General features: G+C 41.5%; 23 protein-coding genes. 8 read left to right on the top strand and 15 right to left on the bottom strand.

Annotation, left to right across the window (positions count from 1 at the left end; all coding sequences use genetic code 11):
- Positions 1-12: 12 nt before the first annotated feature.
- From aceE to nadC, 3 genes are all read right to left on the bottom strand, one after another.
- Entirely contained in the window at positions 13-2679 is a 2667-nt protein-coding gene (gene aceE / locus J6836_RS02545) for a pyruvate dehydrogenase (acetyl-transferring), homodimeric type (RefSeq protein ID WP_219246552.1), read from the bottom strand.
- A 171-nt stretch (positions 2680-2850) separates the two neighbouring features.
- Complete coding sequence (gene pdhR, locus J6836_RS02540; RefSeq protein ID WP_219246550.1) at positions 2851-3621, bottom strand: pyruvate dehydrogenase complex transcriptional repressor PdhR; 771 nt, start codon at positions 3619-3621, stop codon at positions 2851-2853.
- 600 nt (positions 3622-4221) lie between these two features.
- Positions 4222-5124 (bottom strand): carboxylating nicotinate-nucleotide diphosphorylase, encoded by a 903-nt coding sequence (nadC, locus tag J6836_RS02535; protein ID WP_219246549.1) that lies wholly within the window; start codon positions 5122-5124, stop codon positions 4222-4224.
- Positions 5125-5229: 105 nt separating this feature from the next.
- Between nadC and ampD the strand changes: the two genes are divergently transcribed.
- The 7 genes from ampD to yacG all read left to right on the top strand — a co-directional run bounded on the left by ampD (position 5230) and on the right by yacG (position 10823).
- A complete protein-coding gene (ampD, locus tag J6836_RS02530; protein WP_219246548.1) occupies positions 5230-5766 on the top strand; it encodes a 1,6-anhydro-N-acetylmuramyl-L-alanine amidase AmpD in 537 nt (178 codons plus the stop codon).
- 286 nt (positions 5767-6052) lie between these two features.
- A complete protein-coding gene (gene ppdD, locus J6836_RS02525) occupies positions 6053-6478 on the top strand; it encodes a prepilin peptidase-dependent pilin (RefSeq protein WP_219246546.1) in 426 nt (141 codons plus the stop codon).
- 12 nt (positions 6479-6490) lie between these two features.
- The gene (locus J6836_RS02520; protein WP_219246544.1) at positions 6491-7885 is read left to right on the top strand and encodes an ATPase, T2SS/T4P/T4SS family; all 1395 of its coding nucleotides are present in this window, start codon (positions 6491-6493) and stop codon (positions 7883-7885) included.
- Position 7886: 1 nt separating this feature from the next.
- On the top strand, positions 7887-9074 hold the full coding sequence (locus J6836_RS02515; protein WP_219246542.1) for a type II secretion system F family protein: 1188 nt from the start codon (positions 7887-7889) through the stop codon (positions 9072-9074).
- A 163-nt stretch (positions 9075-9237) separates the two neighbouring features.
- Positions 9238-9834, top strand: coding sequence for a dephospho-CoA kinase (coaE, locus tag J6836_RS02510; RefSeq protein ID WP_219246540.1), 597 nt, complete (start codon positions 9238-9240; stop codon positions 9832-9834).
- Between the two features lie 16 nt (positions 9835-9850).
- Positions 9851-10609 (top strand): cell division protein ZapD, encoded by a 759-nt coding sequence (zapD, locus tag J6836_RS02505; protein ID WP_219246538.1) that lies wholly within the window; start codon positions 9851-9853, stop codon positions 10607-10609.
- A 16-nt stretch (positions 10610-10625) separates the two neighbouring features.
- Positions 10626-10823 carry a DNA gyrase inhibitor YacG gene (gene yacG, locus J6836_RS02500; RefSeq protein ID WP_219246536.1) on the top strand — a complete coding sequence of 66 codons (198 nt, stop codon included), beginning with the start codon at positions 10626-10628 and terminating at the stop codon, positions 10821-10823.
- Positions 10824-10906: 83 nt separating this feature from the next.
- Here yacG and mutT read toward each other — a convergent pair whose 3' ends face one another.
- The 3 genes from mutT to secM form a co-directional block, all read right to left on the bottom strand.
- Complete coding sequence (mutT, locus tag J6836_RS02495; RefSeq protein ID WP_219246534.1) at positions 10907-11299, bottom strand: 8-oxo-dGTP diphosphatase MutT; 393 nt, start codon at positions 11297-11299, stop codon at positions 10907-10909.
- Between the two features lie 63 nt (positions 11300-11362).
- Complete coding sequence (gene secA, locus J6836_RS02490; RefSeq protein ID WP_219246532.1) at positions 11363-14074, bottom strand: preprotein translocase subunit SecA; 2712 nt, start codon at positions 14072-14074, stop codon at positions 11363-11365.
- A 93-nt stretch (positions 14075-14167) separates the two neighbouring features.
- Complete coding sequence (gene secM, locus J6836_RS02485; protein ID WP_219246531.1) at positions 14168-14695, bottom strand: secA translation cis-regulator SecM; 528 nt, start codon at positions 14693-14695, stop codon at positions 14168-14170.
- 77 nt (positions 14696-14772) lie between these two features.
- On the opposite strand from secM, the gene J6836_RS02480 reads away from it, so the two are divergent.
- Positions 14773-15294, top strand: a complete 522-nt coding sequence (locus J6836_RS02480) for a DUF721 domain-containing protein (protein ID WP_219246529.1) — start codon at positions 14773-14775, stop codon at positions 15292-15294.
- Between the two features lie 27 nt (positions 15295-15321).
- Here J6836_RS02480 and lpxC read toward each other — a convergent pair whose 3' ends face one another.
- The 9 genes from lpxC to murD all read right to left on the bottom strand — a co-directional run bounded on the left by lpxC (position 15322) and on the right by murD (position 25664).
- Positions 15322-16239: a UDP-3-O-acyl-N-acetylglucosamine deacetylase gene (gene lpxC, locus J6836_RS02475; RefSeq protein WP_219246527.1), complete on the bottom strand. Its 918-nt coding sequence runs from the start codon at positions 16237-16239 to the stop codon at positions 15322-15324.
- Positions 16240-16338: 99 nt separating this feature from the next.
- Complete coding sequence (gene ftsZ, locus J6836_RS02470) at positions 16339-17499, bottom strand: cell division protein FtsZ (protein ID WP_206082694.1); 1161 nt, start codon at positions 17497-17499, stop codon at positions 16339-16341.
- A gap of 60 nt (positions 17500-17559) precedes the next feature.
- Positions 17560-18816, bottom strand: coding sequence for a cell division protein FtsA (ftsA, locus tag J6836_RS02465; RefSeq protein WP_219246525.1), 1257 nt, complete (start codon positions 18814-18816; stop codon positions 17560-17562).
- 35 nt (positions 18817-18851) lie between these two features.
- Positions 18852-19658 carry a cell division protein FtsQ gene (gene ftsQ, locus J6836_RS02460; protein WP_219246523.1) on the bottom strand — a complete coding sequence of 269 codons (807 nt, stop codon included), beginning with the start codon at positions 19656-19658 and terminating at the stop codon, positions 18852-18854.
- Position 19659: 1 nt separating this feature from the next.
- Positions 19660-20580, bottom strand: coding sequence for a D-alanine--D-alanine ligase (locus J6836_RS02455; protein WP_219246521.1), 921 nt, complete (start codon positions 20578-20580; stop codon positions 19660-19662).
- A gap of 2 nt (positions 20581-20582) precedes the next feature.
- Complete coding sequence (gene murC / locus J6836_RS02450; protein WP_219246520.1) at positions 20583-22046, bottom strand: UDP-N-acetylmuramate--L-alanine ligase; 1464 nt, start codon at positions 22044-22046, stop codon at positions 20583-20585.
- Positions 22047-22090: 44 nt separating this feature from the next.
- Positions 22091-23164, bottom strand: coding sequence for an undecaprenyldiphospho-muramoylpentapeptide beta-N-acetylglucosaminyltransferase (gene murG / locus J6836_RS02445; RefSeq protein WP_219246518.1), 1074 nt, complete (start codon positions 23162-23164; stop codon positions 22091-22093).
- A complete protein-coding gene (gene ftsW / locus J6836_RS02440; RefSeq protein ID WP_219246516.1) occupies positions 23161-24354 on the bottom strand; it encodes a cell division protein FtsW in 1194 nt (397 codons plus the stop codon). The genes murG and ftsW overlap by 4 nt, the downstream gene beginning before the upstream one ends.
- The gene (murD, locus tag J6836_RS02435) at positions 24354-25664 is read right to left on the bottom strand and encodes a UDP-N-acetylmuramoyl-L-alanine--D-glutamate ligase (RefSeq protein ID WP_219246514.1); all 1311 of its coding nucleotides are present in this window, start codon (positions 25662-25664) and stop codon (positions 24354-24356) included. Before murD ends, ftsW begins: the two co-directional genes overlap by 1 nt.

Genomic DNA, 25664 nt, shown 5'->3' with positions numbered 1-25664 from the left:
GATATTTACCTCTTATGCCAAACGTGGGTTAACTTTTTCTGGGTTGATGTTGTATTTTTTAATCGCTTCTTCAACGACTTTAACATCAACTTCACCACGTTTAGCTAATTCACCTAACGCTGCTACGATGACATAGCTGGTATCCACTTCGAAGTGGTGACGCAGGTTTTCACGACTGTCAGAACGACCAAAACCATCAGTACCCAGTACACGGTAATCACTTGCAGGCACGTAAGTACGAACTTGTTCAGCAAACAGTTTCATGTAGTCAGTTGATGCAACCGCTGGCGCATCATTCATCACTTGTGCAATGTATGGAACGCGTGGTGTTGCAGATGGGTGCAGCATGTTCCAACGCTCACAATCTTGGCCATCACGCGCCAATTCAGTGAATGAAGTTACGCTGTAAACATCAGAACCGATGCCATACTCAGCAGACAGGATATCCGCCGCTTCACGAACGTGGCGCATCATTGAACCTGAACCTAATAACTGCACTTTACCTTTGCTACCTTCAACAGAAGTCAGTTTGTAGATACCTTTACGGATACCCTCTTCTGCGCCTTCTGGCATTGCAGGCATGTGGTAGTTTTCGTTCAGAGTCGTGATGTAGTAGTACACGTTCTCTTGTTTCTCACCGTACATGCGCTCTAAACCGTTTTGCATAATCACAGCAACTTCATAAGCGAATGCTGGGTCATAAGAAATACAGTTAGGAATAGTCAGTGATTGAATATGGCTGTGACCATCTTCGTGTTGTAAGCCTTCACCGTTCAGCGTTGTACGACCTGAAGTACCACCAATCAGGAAGCCGCGCGCTTGTTGGTCACCCGCTGCCCACATTAAGTCACCAATACGTTGGAAACCAAACATTGAGTAGTAGATATAGAATGGGATCATCGGCAAGTTGTTAGTGCTGTAAGATGTTGCAGCAGCTAACCAAGAAGAACCTGCACCCAGCTCGTTGATACCTTCTTGCAGGATTTGACCTTTCGAGTCTTCTTTATAGTAGGCAACTTGTTCTCTGTCTTGCGGCGTATATTGTTGGCCTTTAGGGCTATAAATACCGATTTGACGGAACAGACCTTCCATACCGAACGTACGCGCTTCGTCAGCGATAATTGGCACTAAACGCTCTTTGATAGAGTTGTTTTTCAACATCACGTTCAATGCACGAACGAAAGCGATCGTGGTCGAAATTTCTTTTGATTGTTCTTCTAATAATTGACTGAAATCTGCCAGAGCAGGAATTTCCAGTTTCTCATCAAAAGTTGAACGGCGAGCAGGTAAATAGCCACCCAGCGCTTGACGGCGCTCGTGCAGGTATTTGTACTCTTCTGAATCTTTTTCGAAAGTAATGTATGGCAGTTTTTCGATTTGCTCATCAGCCACTGGCACATTGAATTGATCACGGAAATGGCGAACGCCGTCCATGTTCATTTTCTTCACTTGGTGCGCAATGTTTTTACCTTCAGCTGTTTCGCCCATACCATAGCCTTTAATGGTTTGCGCTAAAATAACAGTTGGTTTGCCTTTGGTTTCTTTTGCTTTCGCAAATGCGGCATAGACTTTCTTCGGATCGTGACCACCACGGTTCAGTGCCCAAATCTCATCATCAGTCATATCTTTAACTAATGCAGCTGTTTCTGGGTAACGATTGAAGAAGTGCTCACGGACGTATGCGCCATCACGTGATTTAAAGGTTTGGTAGTCGCCGTCTAAGGTTTCGTTCATTAATTGAACAAGTTTGCCGCTCGTGTCTTTACGCAGCAGCTCGTCCCAACGGTCGCCCCACATAACTTTGATAACTTGCCAGCCAGCACCGTTAAAGATACCTTCTAATTCGTTAACAATTTTGCCGTTACCTGTTACTGGGCCATCCAGACGTTGCAGGTTACAGTTGATAACGAAAACTAAGTTATCTAATTTATCGCGTGTTGCGATAGTAATTGCACCTTTAGATTCTGGTTCATCCATCTCACCATCACCTAAGAATGCATATACGCGTTGCGCAGATGTATCTTTCAAGCCACGGTTATCAAGGTATTTCAGGAATTTAGCTTGGTAGATAGCGTTGATTGGGCCCAGACCCATTGATACGGTCGGGAACTGCCAGAAATCAGGCATTAATTTAGGGTGCGGATATGAAGACAGACCATTTCCACCAATTTCTTGACGGAAGTTGTTCATTTGCTCTTCAGTTAAACGGCCTTCTAAGAAAGCACGTGCATAGATTCCTGGAGAGATATGGCCTTGGAAGAATACTAAGTCCCCGCCATCATTGTTATTATGAGCGCGGAAGAAGTGGTTGAAGCAGACTTCATACAAGGTTGCTGATGACTGGAAAGAAGCCATATGGCCGCCCAGTTCTAAGTCTTTTTTAGACGCACGCAGAACAGTCATTACTGCGTTCCAGCGAATTGCAGAGCGAATACGGCGCTCTAAGTCCATGTTACCAGGGTATGCAGGCTCATCTTCAACAGCAATTGTGTTGATGTAATCAGAACGACCAGATGCACCAGCAGCAATACTTACGCCGCCCTTACGCGCTTCGCTTAATACCTGTTCGATAATAAACTGAGCACGATCAACACCTTCTTCACGGATGACCGATTCAATCGCCTGTAGCCAGTCGCGAGTTTCAATCGGATCCACGTCATTTTTTAACATATCTGACATGGTGTATTCCTTATCTGTTATCTATTTTATATGGTTATGTGGAGCCTATCTTCCTGCTATTTTCCCAATGTTGCTAAAACAGCGGGAAGATAGGCCCTGATGTAGTTGCCGCTTTAACTCTCTTTTAGAGCATTCACAATAATATAGACGCAGCAGTCAGGATCTATATTATTAAGTTAAATCAGGGTGTTGCTGTAACCGCCGTAAAGAACGTTCTCTGCGAGTTTGCTCTCGGCTAATATCCAATAGCAAATCTTCAATAAAAGACAAGTGACGGTGAGATGCTTCGCGCGCCTTTTCAGGCTCTCTTGCCATTATTGCAGCAAAAATTTGCGCTCTATGGGAGCTAACTGCGTTATACATCTCTTTACGGGTATACAAAAATTCAAAGTTTTGACGGATATTCTGTTCTAACATCGGGATCATACAACGCAATAGATGCAGCAAAACCACATTGTGAGCCGCTTCTGTCACAATGAGTTGATATTGGAGTACCGCATCAGATTCAGCATCTAATTCGCCACTTTTTTGCGCTATTTCGATAAGTTCATAACTTTGACGAATACGGTCAAGATCTTCTTCAGTGCCGCGAAGTGCAGCATAATAGGCTGCAATACCTTCAAGAGCATGACGAGTTTCAAGAAGATCAAATTGAGATTCAGGATTACCTTCGAGTAACTGAGCTAGAGGATCACTAAAGCTTTGCCACATTTTCTTTTGCACGAAGGTGCCGCCGCCTTGGCGACGAGAGAGAAGCCCTTTGGCTTCTAATGTTTGAATTGCTTCACGCACTGATGGCCTAGATACGTCAAACTGCTTTGCGAGTTCGCGTTCAGGGGGCAGCTTTTCGCCAGGGCGCAATGTCCCTTCGAAAATGAGATGCTCGAGCCGTTGCTCTATTACATCTGATAACTTTGGTTGGCGAATTTTACCGTAAGTCATAATCTGCCATATTCATAAGTGAGTAATTATTGATTACGTATTACCCAGTGTTAATTGGTAATACCAATTTGTTTATGGGCTAATAAAGTAACAAAGTATTCACTATCTGTCCATAAAGACCTTGCGCTAAATCATAAAATCCTGCAAATCTTAACAATTTTTTTTAAAATTTAGCATGTTTTGATAACTAAGTGAGCAACTAGGCAAGAAAATTTTTAACATAAAAAACATCACTTACCGATTAAAAATACAAACTGAATCGTAAAAGCAATTGATTTAATGAATAAAAATTCAAAATAAATAAATTAAAAATCAAATAAAACCCTAACTACTCTATTATACTTAAATGCCTTACTTTTTTTGTTTCAAAAATGTTAATTCCACAACTGACTTTATACTTATCTTAAATTTCAAAAGACTTACTCAACCCAAATTGACCTGTTTGCTTTAGAATAAAATTGATGCTTTTAAAAAAATACCACGCAAATACTTCAATTTTACGAATGCTGTTATAAGTTATACAGGGAGGAATAAAAGAACTGTATAATGAAATTGTGCAATACAGTTCTCTTATCAGACTTTAGATAGCCTGTTGGCGCTCTAAGAATGGCTATCAACAAAACGCATTGATAAGTCCATCGCTTGGATATGCTTAGTCAAAGCACCCACTGAAATAAAATCAATACCCGTTTCTGCAAATTCTTTTATCGTTTTTAATGTCACATTGCCTGAAACTTCAAGCGCAGCCTTCCCTGCAGTTAACACTACCGCCTCTTTCATCATTGTTGGTGTAAAGTTATCTAACATGATGATGTCTGCATCTGCTTTTAGTGCCAGAAGTAACTCGTCTAAGCTTTCCACTTCAATTTCAATAGGTACTTCAGGGTGTGCTTGTCTAGCGAGCTCAACAGCTTTCCCCACAGAACCCGCTGAAATAATATGGTTTTCTTTAATTAAATAGGCATCTGAAAGCCCTAAACGATGGTTAAAACCTCCGCCCATAAGAACAGCATACTTCAACGCAGTTCTTAGACCTGGTATGGTTTTTCGTGTATCAAGTAACTTGGCGCGAGTCCCTGCAATCTCTTTTACATATACTGCTGTTGCTGTCGAAACAGAGGAGAGAGTTTGGATAAAATTTAGTGACGTTCGCTCCCCTGTTAATAAAACTTGAGATGGTCCCTGCATTTCACACAACACTTGGTTTGGTGTCACCGTATCACCATCTTGCACTTTCCAATCAATTTTGACTTGTCCGCCTAATTGAAGAAAGACTTCTTCCAACCATTTTTTACCACAAAAAACGCCGTTTTCCCGTGTAATAATACGGGCGATTGAGATAGTACTCTCATTAAGTAGCTGCCCTGTAATATCTCGTTTATAGTCAACCAACTGCCCAAGATCTTCTTTTAATGCAACTGTTACCATAAAAGGGATATCAACCGCTAATCGTTCTAATAGAATGCTGCGTCTTTGCTGCTCATCATAACGTCGTATAGCCATTTCTTACTCCAAAATATGCTCTCGCCTTATTGTATCTATGCTAATCTTTCTATCCAAAGATAACGAGCCCTGACAAAAAGAAAACAGAATACTATGGATAACGAGATGAAAATACATGATGGTTGGTTAAATAATGTGACTCATATCCCCTCACCACATCATGATCAACGGCCTGATGGGGTTACCCCCTCATTGCTGGTTATCCACAATATTAGCCTTCCCCCTGGCCAATTTGGCGGGCCTTATATCAACCAATTATTTACAGGGACCTTAAACCCTCAAGAACACCCTTTTTTTGATGAGATAAAACATCTTCGCGTTTCTGCCCATTGTTTAATCCGCCGTGATGGCTCTATCATTCAATATGTTCCTTTTCATTTACGTGCTTGGCACGCAGGACAGTCAAGCTACCAAGGAAAAGAAAAATGCAATGATTTTTCAATTGGTATTGAGCTAGAAGGCACTGATTTTGAGCCATTTACTGAATCACAATACCAATCCCTCGCAATTTTAACGCAACAACTTATAACTCAATATCCGTTGATTGCCCATAATATTACAGGCCATAGCAATATAGCGCCCTTGCGTAAAACTGATCCTGGTCCATTTTTTGATTGGCAACAGTATAAAAGTCTACTTTAAAATTCACTTAATATTATTAGCAATTAATAAATAATTAAAAATTAATTGCTAATACATCTATTTAAACCTCTATTTAACCACCCATTTATTTTCATTTAATTAGAATTTAAATACAAATAAAAATTACAGATAAATAATATTTTGCGAAGCAGCTCGAAAAAAAACGCAATTAACCACTAGTTTATTTATTTATCTACAAAGCGCTTCGCAATATCATTTACATTGAATAAAATCGATAGAAAAAACGCTTTATGATAGAACCTCACTTAACAACGGAGGTTTTATTATGCGTCAACAAGGATTTTCGCTTATCGAAATAATGGTTGTCATTGCTATCATATCTATACTTGGTGTGATTGCTATTCCTGGTTATCAAAGTTATATGCAAAAGGCTGCCATGACTGATGTTCTTCAAACTATTTTACCTTACAAAAATAGCATTGAGATATGCCATTTTAATTTCGGTAGCCTGTCTCAATGTGATAGTGGCAACGATAACATTCCAAATAATGTTTCAGGAAAACACATCAAGACTATAGAGGTAAAATCAGGTGTTGTGAAACTTAGTGGAGATAAAACTTTATCAGACCTTAATATAACGCTAACACCTATTGCCCCAGCAAATAACACCCAGTTTAAATGGAATGTGGTTTGCGAAATAAAAAACAATGCCAACTTAAAATCTTTATGTGAAAAAACATTAAATTTTTAATTAGGGGTAATTATGAATACAATAAAAGATAACCAATTTATCTATAAAGAACTAAAAAAACTATGCGATAAACACTATATTATTATCGTAGATTATAATCATAAACGATTATCTATTGCCACGGTTAAAAAACCTGATGATAACCTTATGGCGACTCTAAAGTTTATTGCTAGTGTCCCTGTTTGCTATGACATCTGGCCTAAAGAAAAAATTGACCATTACTTCAATAGTGCAATACACCAAATCAAAGAGGAGGCTGTGCCTTATCAACCTAAAGAGACAGATGCATTAGACGTAACGTCCCCTGCTGTTGATTTTGTTGAAAATTTACTTAAAACCGCGATTCACAAGCGCTCATCAGATATTCACCTTGAGCCATCCAAGCAAGGTTTAAAGATTAGGATACGTGTTGATGGGAAACTTTACTTTCTTCCCTCTGCCCCATATGAAATTCACAATGAAATTATTGCGCGGTTAAAAATACTTTCCAAAATGAATATTGCGGAAAAAAGACGCCCACAAGATGGACAAATGAATTGGTATTTTGATGGGCAGAATTACAGTATACGCCTTTCTAGTATCCCCACCTTGTATGGTGAAAAACTCGTATTAAGAATTCTTAATACTCAATTAAAATATTCATTAGAGCACATAGGGATGTGCTCTTCCCTTCTTGACTCATTAAAAAGATACTTGAAACAACCTCAAGGCCTAATTCTAGTGACAGGCCCTACTGGAAGTGGCAAAACGGTGACTTTATATAGTGCATTAGAATTCTTAAATCAATCATCTCGAAATATTTCAACTATAGAAGACCCTATTGAAATTCCTTTACAAGGGATCAATCAAATTCAGGTTCATGAAAAATCTGAACTTAGTTTTGCTTTTATTCTTAGAGCACTATTACGCCAAGACCCTGATATTATTATGATCGGTGAAATAAGGGATGAAGAAACAGCTCAAATAGCTACTCGCGCAGCGCAAACAGGTCATTTAGTTTTATCTACACTCCACACCAATTGTACTGTAAGCGCCATAGAACGTATGGCGCAGCTTGGTGTAGAAAAAAAGCAGCTATTGTCTTGCTTGAAAATGGTGATAGCTCAAAGATTGGTGCGCAAGTTATGTCCTAAATGCAAAATATCTACGCCATCACAAACCGAGTTAAATAAAGTATTAACGATTAATGAATGGAAGTCTAAAGGATGTGAACACTGCTTTTCTGGCTTTATGGGAAGAACAGCTGTTTATGAATATATTGACCAGCAAATACTTCAAGATTTACAGCGGCAAGATAACAATACCGTAAGCTTTGAACGCCTTTTTCAAGCAGGTATTAAGCTCGTTGAGTCAGGCAATACAACGTTACAAGAAATTTACGCTATTGTTGGCAATGAGGGGGTCTAAAATGTTCATTTATTCCTATGTTGCACTCAATACTCACAACCAGATCATTGAAGATACTTTATTGGCCAAAAGTAAGAAAAGCGCTTTTATTATTATTAGTGAAAATAATCTCATTCCATTAAAAATCAAGATCAAAGCAATTTTTAATTTGAATCGTGCTTGCATTAGCTATCAAATACATTTTTTTCATCAGCTAGGTATTTTAACATCATCAGGAATAACACTAATACAAAGCTTAAAAATACTTTCAGAAAATTGCCATCTTCCGTTTTGGAATAACTTTATTAGAAATTTAATTCAGCACATCGAAAAAGGAGAGCTTTTCTCTGATTTTTTAAAAGATTATCAGCAGATTTTTAGCAGTACAGTTATTAGCCTTGTCATTGTTGCAGAGAAAACAGGTACATATGACAAAAATTTCAATACTATTAGTTTTATGTTAGAGCATAATGAAAAAATATCTGTATTATTCAAAAAAGCAATACGTTACCCGCTCACTCTCTGTCTATTTTCAGGTATGTTACTGTGCATAATGTTTTTGTATGTTATTCCTCAATTTAAAGATATTTATGATAGTTTTCAACAAGAGCTACCTCTACTAACACAAATTATGCTTTACTTGTCTGACTTTATAAAAAATCAATTTACCTATTTTTTATTATTTGTTTCTTTTATTTCCATATTAACTCTAAGAATGAAGAAAAATCATCGTTCCCTCTTACTGAGAGTTTTAATACAATTCCCCATATTTAAGCATTTGATCTCCTATCATTACCTAAGCCTTTATTTTTTAACAGTATCATCAACATATAAAATCGGTCTTCCACTCATTGAATGTTTAGACTGTACAATAAAAACAATCAATAATGAACAATACAAAAAGGATTGTGAAAACATTCTCTCTTCTGTACTTAAAGGCGAGTCACTATCAAATGCAATGAAAGAAACTATTCTATTTCCGAGTTTAGCTATTCAATTAATAGCAATTGCGGAGGAATCAGGTAAGCTTCATTATTTTACAAGCTATCTATTTAAGTACTATTCAGAACAATACATGTTCTACATAGAGAAAAAAATAAAAACCTTAGAACCTGTACTGCTTGTGTTTATTTCACTATTAGTTGGTATGATTATGCTTTCCATGTATCTTCCAATATTTAATTTAGGGAATGTTGTCACTGGATTATAATTTTGCAGCCAATATTTATCTCTTATTATTAACATACTCTAACCATATAGAATCATGTTATATAAGTATTTTTAACTATTTCCATTCATGTTAACTTGAATGGAGACAAATGGATAATTTCAGTGTAATCTATTTTTATTTTCTATAAGTGAACGAAAAATTTATGCCTTATATAGTTGCTTTAACAGGCGGAATTGGAAGTGGCAAGACGACCATTGCAAACGAGTTTGCCAAATTTGGTGTCCCCATCGTTGATGCTGATATAATAGCTCGTCAAGTTGTAGAACCTAACACCCCTGCTATTGATGCTATCAAGTCACATTTTGGCAAAAAAATTATCACTTTAGATGGCAAGCTCAATAGAGGCCTTTTGCGAGAAATTATTTTTTCAGACCCTAATGAAAAAAGATGGCTAAATGCACTCCTTCACCCCTTAATTCAACAAGAGACACAAAAACAGCTCCACCAAAGCAATTATCCTTATGTGTTATGGGTTGTTCCTTTATTAATTGAAAACAACATTTCTCACTTAGCAAATAGAGTATTAGTCGTTGATGTTACTCCTGAAGAGCAAATTCAACGTACAATAAAAAGAGACAATATAAGTCTCGAACAAGTCAACAATATATTAAAAGCACAGGTTAGCCGTGAAAAACGATTATCTTATGCTGATGATGTTATTACAAACCATACTAAAGACAGCAGTATTCAAGACAAGGTAGCCAATCTTCACAACAAATATTTGTCATTAGCAAAATAAAAACATAGGAATTAAAATGGGCGAACTAGCAGCTACAAATTTTATCACTTATGAATATCCAATGAATGAAAAGATCCGTTCTTGGTTGCGCCTTGAAACCCTTTTATCTCAAATTTATGAGCTCAGTAATATTACCTCCTACTCTTCTGGTATCGCATTTTTTCGTTCAGTCTCAGAACTTATTGAAATCCTTGATAGAGGTGAAGTTCGCTCAGACCTTATCAAAGAACTTGAAAAACAACGTACTCGCTTATCAAATTGGGCTAATGACCCTAATGCAGACAAACAGCTAATTAATTCATTACTCACTAATTTAACAGACAAAATATCTCATTTAATGTCAGCCCCGCGGTTTGGCCACCATTTAAGAACAGACAAAATTATTAGTATGGTTCGCCAACGACTCAGTATTCCAGGTGGTTGCTGTAGTTTCGATTTACCTACATTACAATTATGGTTAAATATTCCACAAAATGTGCGAGATAAAGCTATCAGTGGTTGGCTACAAAGTCTCGACCCACTTAATGATGCTTTAAAAACAGTTCTGTCATTAATTCGTCAAGCAGGAACGTTTGAAGTCAAAGAATCATATAATGGCTTTTACCAAGATAGCGTCGAAGGTAAAGAATTACTGCGCATAAAATTACCCGCTGAAAACTTTATTTACCCACAAATTTCAGGTCACAAAACACGCTTTGCTTTACGTTTCCTGCATATCGATAGCGAGAATGGTATACTCCCTGATATGATCCGTTTTGAATTATCTTGCTGCTAGAGTAGAGAAAAGTTTTATGAGTGAAATAATTGAGGTTAACTGCCCAACCTGTCAAAAAGTTGTAATTTGGAATGAGAATAGCCCTTTTAGGCCTTTTTGCAGCAAGCGCTGTCAACTCATTGATCTTGGGGAATGGGCCAGTGAAGAGAAACGCATTGCAAGCCAGAGCGACATTTCTGAAAGTGATGATTGGAGTGAGCAACCCGATAACTAACTTAACGTTTTTATAAAGTGGAAAGTATAAACTCTGTTTAAATTTGGATCTTTTCCACTTTATTTTCAACGCATTAAAAATTCTTACTGTGTAAGCATCTCAACAATAATACGGTTTGCAGGTGGAAATTCATCCGCAACTAGTGCTTCTTGCTCGACCCAACGAAAATCCTGCCCTTCTTTCCCGTAAGGCTCGTTATCCCACGCAGACACAATAAAGAAATAAAGCGTAATAATTCTATCGTCAAACTCATGATCTACGCGGTGAAATGGCTCATACTCAGTGACAATAATCCCAACTTCTTCCTCAAGTTCACGAATTAATGCAGCTTCAGGTAATTCCCCTTGCTCTAATTTCCCGCCGGGAAACTCCCAAAACCCTGCCATGTGAGTCCCTTCAGGGCGTTTAGTAATAAAAATGTGTTGCTGTGAATTACGAATAACCCCAGCAGCAATATGCAGATGTTTTTTTTCCATAATCTTTTCGTCAAAAAGGCGGGTTACCCCGCCTATTATTTAGTTATATAAATTAAAGATCGATTAGTTTAAGCGACCATGGCATTGTTTATATTTCTTGCCTGAACCACAAGGGCATGGATCATTACGACCAATTTTATGGCCTTCTGTTGCCATTTTCGCTTCAGTTTCTGTCATTAAAGACTCAGCGCCCGTTTCATGGCTCAGTTGTTGTCTTTTTGCTAAACGTTCTGCTTCTTCACGACGTTGCTGCTCTAACGCTTCAACTTCTTCAGGTAAACGAACTTGAACTTTAGATAACGTACTGATCACTTCATATTTCAAGGCTTCAAGCATATTGGCAAACATGCTGAAAGATTCACGTTTATATTCTTGCTTAGGATCTTTTTGTGCATAGCCACGTAAATGAATACCTTGGCGTAAGTAATCCATTGAAGCCAAGTGCTCTTTCCATAAGGTATCTAATGTTTGTAGCATGACACCTTTTTCAAAGTTACGCATCGCTTCTGCGCCAACAATTTCCTCTTTACGCGCATAGATTTCAACCGCTTTTTGCATGATACGTTCACGTAGAGTTTCTTCATGCAGCTCAGGTTCTTTATCCAGCCACTCTTTCATTGGCAGATCTAGGTCAAAATCATTAACTAAACGTTGATGTAAACCTTCTATATCCCACATTTCCTCTAATGATTGAGGTGGAATATAAGCATCCATCGTGGTGGTAAATACGTCTTCACGAATGCTATCAACCGTTTCTTTAATATCCCCACCGTCAAGCAATTCATTACGCTGAGTATAAATAGCACGGCGTTGGTCACTCGCAACATCATCATATTCAAGTAATTGTTTACGAATATCAAAGTTACGGCTTTCAACTTTACGTTGTGCGTTAGCAATCGCTTTAGTGACCCATGGGTGCTCAATCGCTTCTCCCGGTTTCATACCGAGTTTTTTCATCATGCCTGTAACACGGTCAGAGGCGAAGATACGCATCAGAGCATCTTCCATCGATAAGTAGAAACGTGAAGAACCGGCATCCCCTTGACGACCCGCACGACCACGTAACTGGTTATCGATACGGCGTGATTCATGGCGCTCAGTACCGATGATATGTAGACCACCCGCAGCTAAAACCGCATCATGGCGCACTTTCCAATTAGCTTTGATTTCATCAATTTGCTCTTGCGTTGGCTCTTCTAACGCTGCAACTTCAGTCTGCCAGCTTCCTCCTAACATGATATCCGTACCACGGCCTGCCATGTTAGTTGCGATAGTAACTGCACCTGCCTGACCCGCATTTGCGATGATATCGGCTTCCATTGCGTGGAATTTCGCATTCAATACGTTATGGTTAATCTTAGCTTTTTTCAGTGCATTCGAAATCAGCTCTGATTTCTCGATAGAAATGGTACCAACCAGTACTGGCTGACCATTTGATGTTCTTTCACGTATATCTTCAATAATTGCCGTAAATTTATCTGCTTCGTTCATGTAAACGAGGTCAGGTAAATCTTTACGCACCATTGGGCGGTTCGTTGGGATAACAATGGTGTCTAACTTATAAATCGAGCTAAATTCAAATGCTTCAGTATCCGCTGTACCCGTCATACCCGCCAGTTTTTCATATAGACGGAAATAATTCTGGAATGTAATCGATGCTAAAGTTTGGTTTTCATTTTGAATTTCAACACCTTCTTTGGCTTCAACCGCTTGGTGTAAGCCGTCTGACCAGCGACGACCTTCCATTGTACGGCCTGTATGTTCGTCAACAATAACGATTTGGCCATCTTTAACAATGTAGTCAACATCTAAAGTGAACAGCGCATGTGCACGTAAACCCGCCATTACGTGGTGCATAAGCATAATATTTGCTGGCGAATATAACGATTCACCTTCATCCATTAAGCCTTCTTTCGCCAGAAGCTCTTCAATTAACACCAGACCACGTTCGGTGATGGTGACTTGGCGTGATTTTTCATCAACTGAGAAATGGCCTTCACCTTGGAACGTATCTGAGTCTTCTTTTTCTTGGCGCTGCAGATGTGGAATGAGTTTATCCACTTTTTGGTAAAGTTCTGAGCTGTCTTCCGCAGGACCTGAAATGATCAGCGGAGTACGCGCTTCATCGATAAGGATTGAGTCGACCTCATCCACTAATGCATAGTGAAGTTTACGCTGCACACGTTCTTCAGGGCTAAATGCCATGTTGTCACGCAAGTAGTCGAAACCAAACTCGTTGTTAGTACCATAAGTAATATCTGCGGCGTAAGCTTCACGCTTCGCAGGCGGTGCCATACCCGGTAAGTTGATACCAACAGTTAAACCTAAAAATTCAAATAATGGGCGGTTATTTTCCGCATCACGTTTTGCTAAGTAGTCATTCACCGTTACGACGTGGACGCCTTTGCCCGTTAATGCGTTGATATACGCTGGTAATGTCGCGGTTAATGTTTTACCTTCACCTGTACGCATTTCTGCGATACAACGTTCATTCAGTACCATCCCACCGATTAACTGTACATCAAAGTGACGCATACCAAAAACGCGACGGCTGGCTTCGCGCACGGTCGCAAATGCTTCTGGAATAATGCTTTCGAGGCTCTCACCTTTCGCTAAACGCTCGCGGAATTCAACTGTTTTAGCTTTTAACTCATCGTCTGATAACTTTTCAAAATCAGGCTCTAAACGGTTAATTTTTTCCACTTCTTTGCGCAATCTACGCAGAGTACGATCATTACGGCTACCAAATACTTTGGTCAAAATTTTAGTTAACATACTTTTAATCTCATTAAATCAATAAGTTATTTATTATTTCATAAATTTAAGGCGCAGATTTTCTCAACATTGAGTTGATAAATCTATGAGAGATCAAGCAGTTAATGGACCAGCACGAATGCCATGTACTCGTGCAACCCAAATCGCAGGTTGGTAGGTAATAAAGTGAGGGTAAATATAATGGCTGACTAGCACCGTGCTTTCGTGCGTTTGAAGCGAACGCTCTGCCAACATGGCATAGAGCGTGTCTAGCATCAATTGCGGTGCAATAAGTTGTTCAGATTCTTCTTTTGCAGTCGCGACGTCATCATCTTCATTGGCAGAAAAAGCAAAGGTGAGTTGGCGAATAACATTGCGCACTGCATGTTGCTGCCAATAATTAACCGAGTATGATGAAGAGGAAGACGAACGCTGGGAATTTTGCTGCGCAAATAAGTTATCGAAGGCATTAACCGCTTGGTTTTGGCGGTTCGCAGGAGATGAATTAACTTGCGTAAGCTGAGATTCAGAAAGGGCATTTAAAATTGTAGGCAAGCCGACACCCGTGGCAACCACACCTAATAACAGGTGGGACCAAAAGTATTTTCTACCGAGTTGTCGCCAAAAATTTAAAATGCCCATTAAACTCTTATATAATGAATACGTGACAATATTATTATCTGTACATTAGTTTTCATCATTGTTAGCCGGAGCCACAAATGAGAGATAGTCATCCACAAGCACTTTTCGATGTTCTTGAGGGATCATTGGCAAATTCATCAAATACTTTACAAACTATTCAGCGAAATGCAAAAGCCATTATCAAGCTGAACCGCGCTGTAAAGGGCTTATTGCCGGCTGAAATTAAGCCAATGTGCCGTGTTGCAAACTACCGTAATAATATTATGGTCATTGAAGTAGCAAATGCCAGTTGGATGACCCGTCTTAATTACGAAAAATTAAATCTACTTTCCGCATTAAGAACATCTATTCTACCATCATTATCGTCTATCGACATCAGAATCAATCCCGATTTAATGCGAAAACCTAAACAAAATAGTTCACTAACTAACCGAACGGTCACACCAACACAAAAAATGAACGAAAGGCAGATAAGCACACAGACAGCACAAGCACTATTGAAATTGGCAGAAAATAGCCCGAAAGGATTAAAAGAAAGGTTTGAGCGGCTGGCTGCACTAGCCGGAGAGAGTACTAGTGCAACCAACAGAAAGCGCTAACCCAGATTTGGGCTAGCCGCATAATAATTATGCGTATACAGCTGAAGGCGCTTTGAATGCCACAGGCAGTTCAGCTTCATCTTCAAAGGTGACCAGATCCCAAGCTGATTCTTTCGCAAGAACCGCTTGCAGAAGTTTGTTATTCAATGCGTGGCCAGATTTGAACGCAGTGAATGCGCCAATAATGTTGTGCCCACACATAAATAAGTCACCAATTGCATCCAACATTTTGTGACGAACGAATTCATCTTCAAAACGTAAGCCATCTTCATTGAGGACTCTATAGTCATCAACAACGATAGCGCAGTCGAAACTGCCGCCTAAGCATAAGCCTTGGGATTGCAGATATTCGATATCACGCATAAAACCAAACGTACGTGCGCGGCTGATTTGGCTCACAAATGATTCTGCAGAGAAATCAAGTGAATAGCGCTGAGTGCTGCTATCAATCGCCGGGTGTTGGAAATCGATAGTGAAATCCAGACTGAAACCATTGTAAGGTCTCATTTCTGCCCACTTATCGCCATCTTCAACACGAACTGTTTCTTTAATGCGTAAAAATTTCTTCGCACAATTTAATTCTTCAATACCGCCATCAAGCAGTAAGAAAACAAACGGTGCAGCACTGCCATCCATAATCGGGATTTCAGGCGCATTGACTTCAATAACAATGTTATCGATACCTAACCCTGCTAATGCAGCATTCAAATGCTCAACAGTCGAAATACGTACGTTATCTTCATTGACTAAGCAAGTACATAACATGGTATCACGAACTGATTTTGCATCTGCCGGAAAATCAACCGGTGGATTAAGGTCAGTACGACGGTAGATGACCCCGGTATTTGCCGGCGCTGGACGTAAAGTCAGCGTAACTTTTTTGCCGGTATGTAAACCAACACCAGTCGCTGTGATAATACGTTTTAATGTCCGTTGTTTGATCATCGTCTATTTCTCGCAATGTTATAAGTCCTACTGATCATCATACAAGATAATCAGTAGGAAATTTTAGCACAAAAAGCGGAGAATCCAATATAAATAAAATTAATCGGCCTGTTTACGCAAGAACGCAGGAATATCGAGATAATCTGGTTCTTTATTTGTTTGCGTATTTTGGTCATTGACCGCTTTAGCCGCTGCTGGTTTCTCTTCGGTTAATGAAGACATGCTATTTTGCATTTGCTGATAGCGTTGCTCCATTGACGCTTGCTGTGACATTTTGTTGCTCACTAAGGTAATTTCAGGACGTTTGTCCATACCAATACCTGTTGCAACAACAGTAACACGCAGCTCTTCATGCATTTCTGGGTCGAGAGAAGTACCAATTACCACAGTCGCATTATCAGATGCGAATGCACGGATAGTGTTACCTACCGTTTCAAACTCATCCAAACGCAGGTCGAAGCCAGCGGTGATGTTGACTAACACACCACGAGCGCCTGACAGGTCGATGTCTTCCAGTAATGGGCTAGAAATTGCCATTTCAGCAGCTTCTTCGGCTCTATCTTCACCGCGTGCCACACCAGAACCCATCATCGCGTAGCCCATTTCTGACATAACAGTACGTACGTCAGCAAAGTCCACGTTCATTAAACCTGGGCGAGTAATCAGTTCTGCGATACCCTGTACTGCGCCTTTAAGTACGTCGTTTGCCGCACCAAAAGCATCCAGTAATGAGATACCACGACCAAGAACTTTTAATAATTTGTCATTTGGGATAGTGATCAGTGAGTCAACGTGTTTTGATAACTCAGTGATACCCGCTTCTGCAAATGCCATACGTTTTTTGCCTTCAAAATTGAAAGGCTTAGTCACGACTGCAACTGTCAGAATACCCAATTCTTTAGCCACTTCGGCAACGACCGGAGCCGCACCAGTGCCTGTACCACCGCCCATACCCGCAGCGATGAAGACCATGTCCGCGCCATCTAATGCATTACGTAGCGCTTCGCGATCTTCTTCTGCGGCATTGCGGCCGACTTCAGGGTTTGCACCTGCACCCAGACCTTTTGTAATACCGGTACCGATCTGGATAGTTTGTCCAACTGCGGTTTTACGCAGTGCCTGTGCGTCCGTGTTGACGGCGAAGAACTCAACGCCTTCAATACGCTCACGCACCATGTGTTCAACGGCATTACCGCCGCCGCCACCAACGCCGATGACTTTAATCACCGCATCGTTAGTTAGCTCCATTGGTTCAAACATAATGTCTCTCCGTTTTGTGCTTACTACTTTCGAAGCTAATAATAAGCTTCTTTATTAAAATTAGAATTCTTTTCTCAACCAACTGGTGATTTTACTGAACCAACCTGTGACTGAGGCACGCTTTTCTGTTTCGGTATCATCCCCAAGATGACTTTCTTTACCGTAATGCAGAAGCCCTACTGCGGTGGAGTAATATGGCTCCTGCGCGTAATCTGTTAACCCAGTAATATTTAGCGGAGTGCCGATTCTTACTTGGGTGTGGAACACTTTTTGTGCACATTCAACTAAACCGTCAATCTGCGCTGCACCGCCTGTTAAGACGATACCTGCCGCCAAATGGTGTTTGACACCTTGTAGACGTAACTGTTCCTGTAAATTTAAAATTTCTTCATTTACTAAGTTTAACAGCTCAGTATACCGCGGCTCGATGACTTCTGCTAAGGTTTGACGCTGTAAACTTCTTGGTGGTCGACCACCGACGCTCGGCACTTCCACCGTTTCGTCTTTACTCACAATCGAACCAACGGCACAACCATGACGTACTTTGATGGCTTCAGCATCACTTGGTGGTGTACCGAAAGCATACGCGATGTCGCTAGTCACCACATTCCCCGCATAAGGGATCACTTTCGTGTGGCGTAACGCACCGCCAGTATAAACAGCCATATCCATGGTACCACCACCGATATCAACCACACACACACCTAATTCACGTTCATCTTCGGTTAATACACTATAGCTTGCTGCGAGACCAGCAAAAATCAGTTGGTCAACTTTCAACCCACAACGTTCAACAGCTTTCACAATATTTTTCGCCATATCATTATGGCAAGTAATCAAATGAACTTTTGCTTGCATGCGCACACCAGACAAACCAACTGGGTTTTTAATCCCTTCTTGGTAGTCGATAGCAAACTCTTGCGGGATCACGTGCAAAATCCGATGCTCATCACGAACACGCACTGATTTCGCTGTATGCACAACGCTATCTACATCTTCTTGTGTCACTTCTTCTTCAGAAACTGGCACCATACCAATTTCATTTTGGCAGCTCACGTGTTTACCTGAAAGTGCCAGATAGACAGAGGAAATTTGGCAATCAGCCATCAGCTCTGCTTGGTCGATAGCTCTTTGAACACATTTTACGACAGACTCTAAGTCGTTTACGCCGCCTTTATCCATTCCACGAGATGGACAGCTTCCCACCCCGATAATATTAACCATACCATCGGGCAGAATTTCGCCAACAAGGGCCGATACCTTTGAAGTTCCAATTTCAAGGCCTACCACTAATTTTCTGTCCGTTGCTTTAATCATTTCTTCTGCCTAATTTGAGTTATTAGCAATATTTTTTATTGTAACCCCGGTGGTGCATCGACCAAAACTGGTGCCCAGCCCACCGCAGCACCACTGGTATAACGTAAGTCAACATAGTCGACTCGTTTGTCCGTTGTTTGCTGCAAGAGCGGATATAGTTCAAGGAACCGATTTAACCGCTCTAAAACATCCTTTTTACCCAGTTCGATTCGGGTGTCGTTATCCAAAATAATCTGCCACGCATGACGGGCTGTCATTGATAACGATTTAAGTTTTAATTTGTTTGTCGCTAACGTATTTTTAAAGTTGGCTAACTCTTTTAGGACCTCTTTTTGGCTACCTTGTGGGCCATAAAGTAAAACATAATCCCCTTTGCCACTTTCGCTTGCGGGCAAGTTAAATACCCTGCCTTCCACATCCACCATGTTTTGATCGTTCCATCTGGCGAATGGTTGATACTCAACAATATGAATCTTTAATTCATCTGGCCATTGTTTACGCACTGTGACTTGGCGTATCCATGGCATCATGCTTATTTGGTTTTGGATAGCGTTGACATCAACAGTCATAAACGTACCCGGTTGCCCTAATGATAAAATCGCCTTTCTGACATCGTCGTTCTTGGTATAGTGCCGCTCACCTGTTAGGACGAGCTTTGACATCGGTAACCTGTCAGCATCTTTCATCCACGTCATCACCATCCAACCGCTCCAAACGATGGTACCAACAACGATGAGAAAGAAGAACAACCCACCTAAAAATGACCCATTACTTGGACCAGAACGTGGGTCATCATCGTTGTGATGATTATGATGCCTGACGTTTAACGCTGCTTGTGACATATCAACGAGCCAATTCTAAAATTCGCACAACTAACTGCGAAAAATCTAAACCTGCCTGACGCGCAGCCATTGGCACTAAGCTGTGACTTGTCATACCCGGTGAAGTGTTCACTTCTAACAAGTAAAACTGACCATCGCTATCTTGCATCACATCAACGCGCCCCCAGCCATCACAACCAACAGCTAAATAGGCGTTCATGGCTAATTCGGCAAGCTCAGACTCACGCTGTGCATCTAAACCACTTGGACAAAAATATTGAGTCTCATCAGACAAATATTTTGCTTCATAGTCATAAAATATTCCCGGTGGTTGGATACGAATCGACGGTAGGGTTTTATCACCTAAAACCGCGATGGTGTATTCAGGGCCACTTAGCCATTTTTCAACTAATACGGTTTCGTCGAAACGAAACGCTAATTCAAGTGCCGCTGGTAGTGCATCTAAGCTGTCTACCTTACTCATGCCAACACTCGAACCCTCTAAACTTGGTTTTATAATTAATGGCAAACCCAGCGTGTTAACTTTTGCAGTGATTTGTTCACAACTCATCTGCAAATGTTGCTGTTTAGTTAAGTATATATAAGGAGATACACTTAGTCCCGCACCTTGCCATAATTGTTTTGTTCTGAGTTTATCCATGCTCAGTGCCGATGCCATTACGCCACTTCCCGTGTAAGGCAAACCAAGGTATTCGAGCATTCCTTGGATCGTACCATCTTCACCACCACGACCATGTAGTGCGATGAAAACTTTATCAAAACCTGCTTCTTTTAGTGTAACGACAGGGAAATCTTTGGTATCAATAGGATGAGCATCAACCCCGCCTTGGCGAAGCCCTGCCAGCACGGCATTTCCTGACTGAAGTGAAACTTCACGTTCAGCTGATGTCCCACCAAATAGCACCGCAATTTTCTCTGCCATGTTTATTCCTCAACCATCGGCGGCTGTAATTTCGTTTCCGCGAGCGTTTTGGCTATTTTACCAATATTTCCTGCGCCTTGAACTAAAATTAAATCATTTTCATCAAGAGTTTGAGCTAAAAGATGGGAAATGTGTTCCGGTTCTGAAACATAAATCGGATCAATCTGACCACGACCACGAATTGTGCGGCATAATGAGCGGCTATCAGCCCCTGCAACATGCTTTTCACCCGCTGAATACACATCCAGCATCAACAATACATCCACTTGCCCCAATACGTTGACAAAGTCGTCGTATAAATCACGGGTACGAGTATAACGATGTGGTTGGAAAATCATCACAATACGTTTATCCGGCCAACCTGCTCGTGCCGCTTTAATCGTCGCATCCACTTCTGTTGGATGGTGACCATAGTCATCCACTAACATGACTTCACCATCTTTGCCGTTAACATTGCGTAATGCAAAATTACCCAAGAAATCAAAACGGCGGCCAGTACCTTGAAACTCCACCAATGCAGACAAAATGTGTAAGTCATCAATGCCTTCTTCCGTCGCAACCGCAACCGCGGCAGTGGCGTTTAACGCATTATGGCGACCCGGCGCGTTCAACACGACCGTTAATTCCGGCATATTTTCACGTGCAATGGTGAAAAAGCCTTGGTTGCCTTTTTGTTCATATTTGGTGATACGCACGTCGGCGTCTTCACTGAAACCATAAGTAGTGATGTAACGGCCAATCCTAGGTAGTAATGAACGGATAACGGGATCATCAATGCACATCACTGCACGGCCATAAAATGGCAAGTTATGCAGGAAATTAATGAACGTGTCCGTTAAATTATCAAAGTTACCTTGGTAGGTGTCCATGTGGTCAGCTTCGATATTGGTCACAACTGCCACCAATGGTTGCAAATGCAAGAATGATGCATCGCTTTCATCCGCTTCTGCAATCAGGTAACGGCTGCTACCTAAGCGTGCGTGCGTGCCCGCTGACTTCACTAACCCACCGTTAACAAACGTTGGGTCTAAACCTGCTTGAGCGTAAATACTTGAAATCATTGCGGTCGTAGTGGTTTTACCGTGTGTTCCCGCAACAGCGATACCATGACGGTAACGCATGAGTTCAGCCAACATTTCTGCACGGCGAATAACCGGAATACGGAGTTCTTTCGCCGCTTGAATTTCAGGGTTTTCACTTGAAATCGCCGTTGAAACGACAACCACGCTAGCATTCTCAACATTTTCCGGACGGTGATTAAAATAAATCGTTGCACCTAATTCGGTTAATTGTTGAGTCACAGCATTGGGCGCCAAGTCTGAACCACTAATTTCATAGCCTTCATTTGCCAACACTTCAGCGATACCCCCCATGCCAGCACCACCGATGCCGACAAAATGGATGTGCCTGACTCTTCTCATTTCTGGCACTGATGTTCTTAATTTCGCTAATTGTTGTGTATTCACTCTGTTTTCGCTTCTTTATAAATTCGTATCAAATGTGACTAAAACTATTTAGCCACTTCGCAAATCACGGCGGCAACTCGCTCGGTTGCATCACTAATTGCACAATCATGGGCTTTTTCAGCCATCGACAACAATTCTGCTCTATCCCACTGCTCCAGCAAGCTCGCTACCGCTTCTGCGGTAAATTGTGGCTGCTCTAAAATCTTCGCGGCACCCGCTTTTTCCAGTGGTAACGCATTCCAATATTGTTGGCGGTCTTTGTGCTGAAAAGGAACAAAAATAGCAGGCAAACCTGCGGCTGCAACTTCACTGACGGTCAATGCGCCAGAACGGCATACAACAATATCTGCCCAAGCATAAGCTTGCGCCATATCGTCAATAAATTCAGTAACTTTATACTCAGAATTGCCTGAAACTTGTAGCTGTTCATTATACAACGCTTCAGTGGATTCCTTACTGCCTTTTCCCGCTTGATGCCAGATATTTAACTGTTTGCCTACTTTTGCAGCAACTTGAGGCATCACTTGGTTTAAAATCCGTGCGCCTTGGCTGCCACCAACAACTAATACGCGTATTGCACCCTCTCGCCCTGCTAAGCGAGTCGCAGGCGCAGGAAGTGCCAACACATCTTCACGAACAGGGTTGCCGACTACTGGCGCATCAGGGAAAGCCCCCGGAAACGCTTGTAAAACCCGTTTTGCGATGCGCGATAACCATTTGTTTGTCAAACCCGCGATGCCATTTTGCTCATGCAGAATAACCGGAACACCACACTGCCACGCAGCAATACCGCCAGGGCCTGAAACATACCCGCCCATGCCTAATACGGCATCGGGCTGATAACGTTTGATGATTGTTTTCGCTTGTCGTATCGCTTTATAAATACGCCATGGTGCACCTAACTGTGCGGCAATACCTTTGCCTCTTAAACCTGAAATTTGAATAAATTCAATATCTATGCCATGTTTTGGCACTAAGGTCGCTTCCATTCTATCAGCGGTACCTAACCAGCGAATTTCCCAACCCTGAGCCTGCAAATAATGCGCCACAGCGAGCCCCGGGAAGACATGCCCCCCTGTTCCACCTGCCATGACGAGTAATTTTTTGGGCTGACTCATTTGGTACTCCTTACAAACGCCTGCGCTTTTTCTAGACGTGTTTCAAAATCAATTCGCAGTAATACCGCTATTGCTGCGGCCATCACTAATAAGCTGGAACCACCATAACTAATTAGGGGTAACGTTAACCCTTTCGTTGGTAGCATACCGGATGCTGCACCGACGTTAACCAAGGCTTGGAATGTAAACCAAATGCCGATAGAACAGGCCATATAGCCGCCAAATAATTGGTTAGACATCAGTGCGCGGCGACCAATCATCATCGCCCTAAATGCCAACATAAACACCATCAATAGGACTAATACAACTCCGACATAACCCAGTTCTTCCGCTAATACGGAGAAAATAAAGTCAGTGTGCGCTTCAGGGAGATATTCCAATTTTTGAACGGAATTCCCTAACCCTTGGCCTAACATTTCACCACGACCAAATGCCATTAACGATTGTGTTAACTGGTAACCACTACCAAATGGGTCATCCCAAGGGTTCAAGAACGAGGTTACACGGCGCAGACGGTAAGGCTCAAACCAGATTAGCGCTAATACTCCCACCGCACAGGTGGCGATACCGATAATAAACGGTGCTAACCTTGCGCCCGCTAAAAATAATAAACCTAATGTGGTGACGACTAATACAATGACCGTACCCAAGTCAGGCTGTAAAAGCAGTAATGACGCCATCACAATCAAAATACACATCGGTTTGATAAACCCAAGGAAGCGAGTGCGAACTTCTTCCGATTTGCGTACTAAGTAGCTTGAAACATAGCAAAACAGGGTGAATTTCGAAATTTCAGCGGGCTGAATTTTAACCAAGCCCAAATCTATCCAACGTGATGCACCATTGACGGAACTCCCTGCAACGAGCACCACCACTAACATACCCAATGAACCCATCAAAAACAGGAAATTATACTTTTCCCAAAAGGCCATCGGTATACGCATAACCGCTAATGATAAGGCGAAAGCAATAACCAGATAGACCATGTCGCGTTTTGCAAAGTAAAACGGGTCTTCTGTCAAACGCTGCCCTACAGGCATTGAGGCAGAGGTCACCATGATGAAGCCAATAGCCGCTAAACCGAATGCCAACCATACCAATGTACGGTCGTACAGCGTTGAGCCTGAAATCACGCCATTTTTTTCACCAATGACCCAATTTTTTAAACGCATCGCACCCGGTATGGTCATTACCCAAGCTCCTTCGCTAATTGCGCAAACACAGCGCCACGTTGCTCAAAGTTTTTAAACTGATCTAAACTGGCGCAAGCTGGGGAGAGCAATACCATATCCCCGTTTTTTAGTTGCGGTGCAATTTGGCGTAAACTTTGTTCCATCGTATCAGTTAACACTGACTTTTCAGGAGCTAAAGCCGCTAATGCTTTACCATCGCGCCCAAAGCAATATAAATGGTAGTTATCCGCAGCAATATATTGTTTTAATGATGAAAAATCTGCTGATTTACCATCGCCACCTAACAATAAATAAACTGAGCCATCAACATGCAGCCCATTCAGTGCCGCTTCGGTGCTACCCACATTGGTGGCTTTGGAGTCATTAATCCAACGTACACCATTATTAAATAACACTAATTCAAAACGATGTGCTAACCCAGCGTAGGTTTTCAACACATCAATACAAGCAGGTCTTGGGATCTTCACTGCATCTGCAAGGGCTAATGCAGCAAGGGCGTTCAAATAGTTATGTTGCCCTGTCAGGTGCATCTCTTTGACGTCTAACAGTGTTTCACCGTTGACCACCAACACTCGATTTTTCGTGTCAAAGCAATACTCGCCACTGTTTACCCCAAAACCAATACATTCATCAGCAGATTGGTTTTCAGGCAGTGTTAACGCATCTTGCCTATTCACGATGCAATTTTGTGCACCTTGATAAATTTTTAATTTTGCGCTGCGGTATTGCGCTAAGCCCAGCGGATATCTATCCATATGGTCTTCGCTAATATTCAACACCGTTGCTGCCGCCGCTTTTAGGCTTGATGTGGTTTCGAGTTGAAAACTGGATAGCTCTAAAACGTACAATGCATGGCCTGAATTGAGTAAAGACAGCGCTGGTGTGCCAATATTGCCACCTACACCGACAGAAATCCCTGCCGCGCTCGCCATCTCCCCCACTAACGAGGTGACTGTGCTTTTCCCGTTTGACCCTGTAATCGCCACAATTGGCGCATCCGCTTCACGGCAAAACAGCTCAATATCACCGACGATTTCAATACCGTTTTGTGCAGCTTCCTGCAATTGTGGAGTCGCTAACGCAACCCCTGGGCTTGCAACAATCAAATCCGCTTCTTGAAGCCATGCGTTGTTCAAACTTCCGCTATGGCACTGCACATTTTCAGGCAGTTTATCCACACCCGGAGGTGTTGCACGGGTATCCATCACGCGTGGCACAACACCCCGCTCAATGAAAAATTGAACGCAAGATAGGCCAGTGACTCCCAGACCTATAATGACAACGTTCTTACCCTGATAATCGACCAT

It is taken from the genome of Providencia sp. R33 (assembly GCF_019343475.1).
GTDB lineage: Bacteria > Pseudomonadota > Gammaproteobacteria > Enterobacterales > Enterobacteriaceae > Providencia.
Note: the sequence above shows the minus strand (reverse complement) of the source record. Positions and strands in the feature narration are given on the sequence as shown.

Coding starts and splice junctions, on each gene's coding strand:
- aceE (WP_219246552.1), bottom strand. CDS start 2,679: ATGTCAGATATGTTAAAAAATGACGTGGATCCGATTGAAACTCGCGAC.
- pdhR (WP_219246550.1), bottom strand. CDS start 3,621: ATGACTTACGGTAAAATTCGCCAACCAAAGTTATCAGATGTAATAGAG.
- nadC (WP_219246549.1), bottom strand. CDS start 5,124: ATGGCTATACGACGTTATGATGAGCAGCAAAGACGCAGCATTCTATTA.
- ampD (WP_219246548.1), top strand. CDS start 5,230: ATGAAAATACATGATGGTTGGTTAAATAATGTGACTCATATCCCCTCA.
- ppdD (WP_219246546.1), top strand. CDS start 6,053: ATGCGTCAACAAGGATTTTCGCTTATCGAAATAATGGTTGTCATTGCT.
- J6836_RS02520 (WP_219246544.1), top strand. CDS start 6,491: ATGAATACAATAAAAGATAACCAATTTATCTATAAAGAACTAAAAAAA.
- J6836_RS02515 (WP_219246542.1), top strand. CDS start 7,887: ATGTTCATTTATTCCTATGTTGCACTCAATACTCACAACCAGATCATT.
- coaE (WP_219246540.1), top strand. CDS start 9,238: ATGCCTTATATAGTTGCTTTAACAGGCGGAATTGGAAGTGGCAAGACG.
- zapD (WP_219246538.1), top strand. CDS start 9,851: ATGGGCGAACTAGCAGCTACAAATTTTATCACTTATGAATATCCAATG.
- yacG (WP_219246536.1), top strand. CDS start 10,626: ATGAGTGAAATAATTGAGGTTAACTGCCCAACCTGTCAAAAAGTTGTA.
- mutT (WP_219246534.1), bottom strand. CDS start 11,299: ATGGAAAAAAAACATCTGCATATTGCTGCTGGGGTTATTCGTAATTCA.
- secA (WP_219246532.1), bottom strand. CDS start 14,074: ATGTTAACTAAAATTTTGACCAAAGTATTTGGTAGCCGTAATGATCGT.
- secM (WP_219246531.1), bottom strand. CDS start 14,695: ATGGGCATTTTAAATTTTTGGCGACAACTCGGTAGAAAATACTTTTGG.
- J6836_RS02480 (WP_219246529.1), top strand. CDS start 14,773: ATGAGAGATAGTCATCCACAAGCACTTTTCGATGTTCTTGAGGGATCA.
- lpxC (WP_219246527.1), bottom strand. CDS start 16,239: ATGATCAAACAACGGACATTAAAACGTATTATCACAGCGACTGGTGTT.
- ftsZ (WP_206082694.1), bottom strand. CDS start 17,499: ATGTTTGAACCAATGGAGCTAACTAACGATGCGGTGATTAAAGTCATC.
- ftsA (WP_219246525.1), bottom strand. CDS start 18,816: ATGATTAAAGCAACGGACAGAAAATTAGTGGTAGGCCTTGAAATTGGA.
- ftsQ (WP_219246523.1), bottom strand. CDS start 19,658: ATGTCACAAGCAGCGTTAAACGTCAGGCATCATAATCATCACAACGAT.
- J6836_RS02455 (WP_219246521.1), bottom strand. CDS start 20,580: ATGGCAGAGAAAATTGCGGTGCTATTTGGTGGGACATCAGCTGAACGT.
- murG (WP_219246518.1), bottom strand. CDS start 23,164: ATGAGTCAGCCCAAAAAATTACTCGTCATGGCAGGTGGAACAGGGGGG.
- ftsW (WP_219246516.1), bottom strand. CDS start 24,354: ATGACCATACCGGGTGCGATGCGTTTAAAAAATTGGGTCATTGGTGAA.
- murD (WP_219246514.1), bottom strand. CDS start 25,664: ATGGTCGATTATCAGGGTAAGAACGTTGTCATTATAGGTCTGGGAGTC.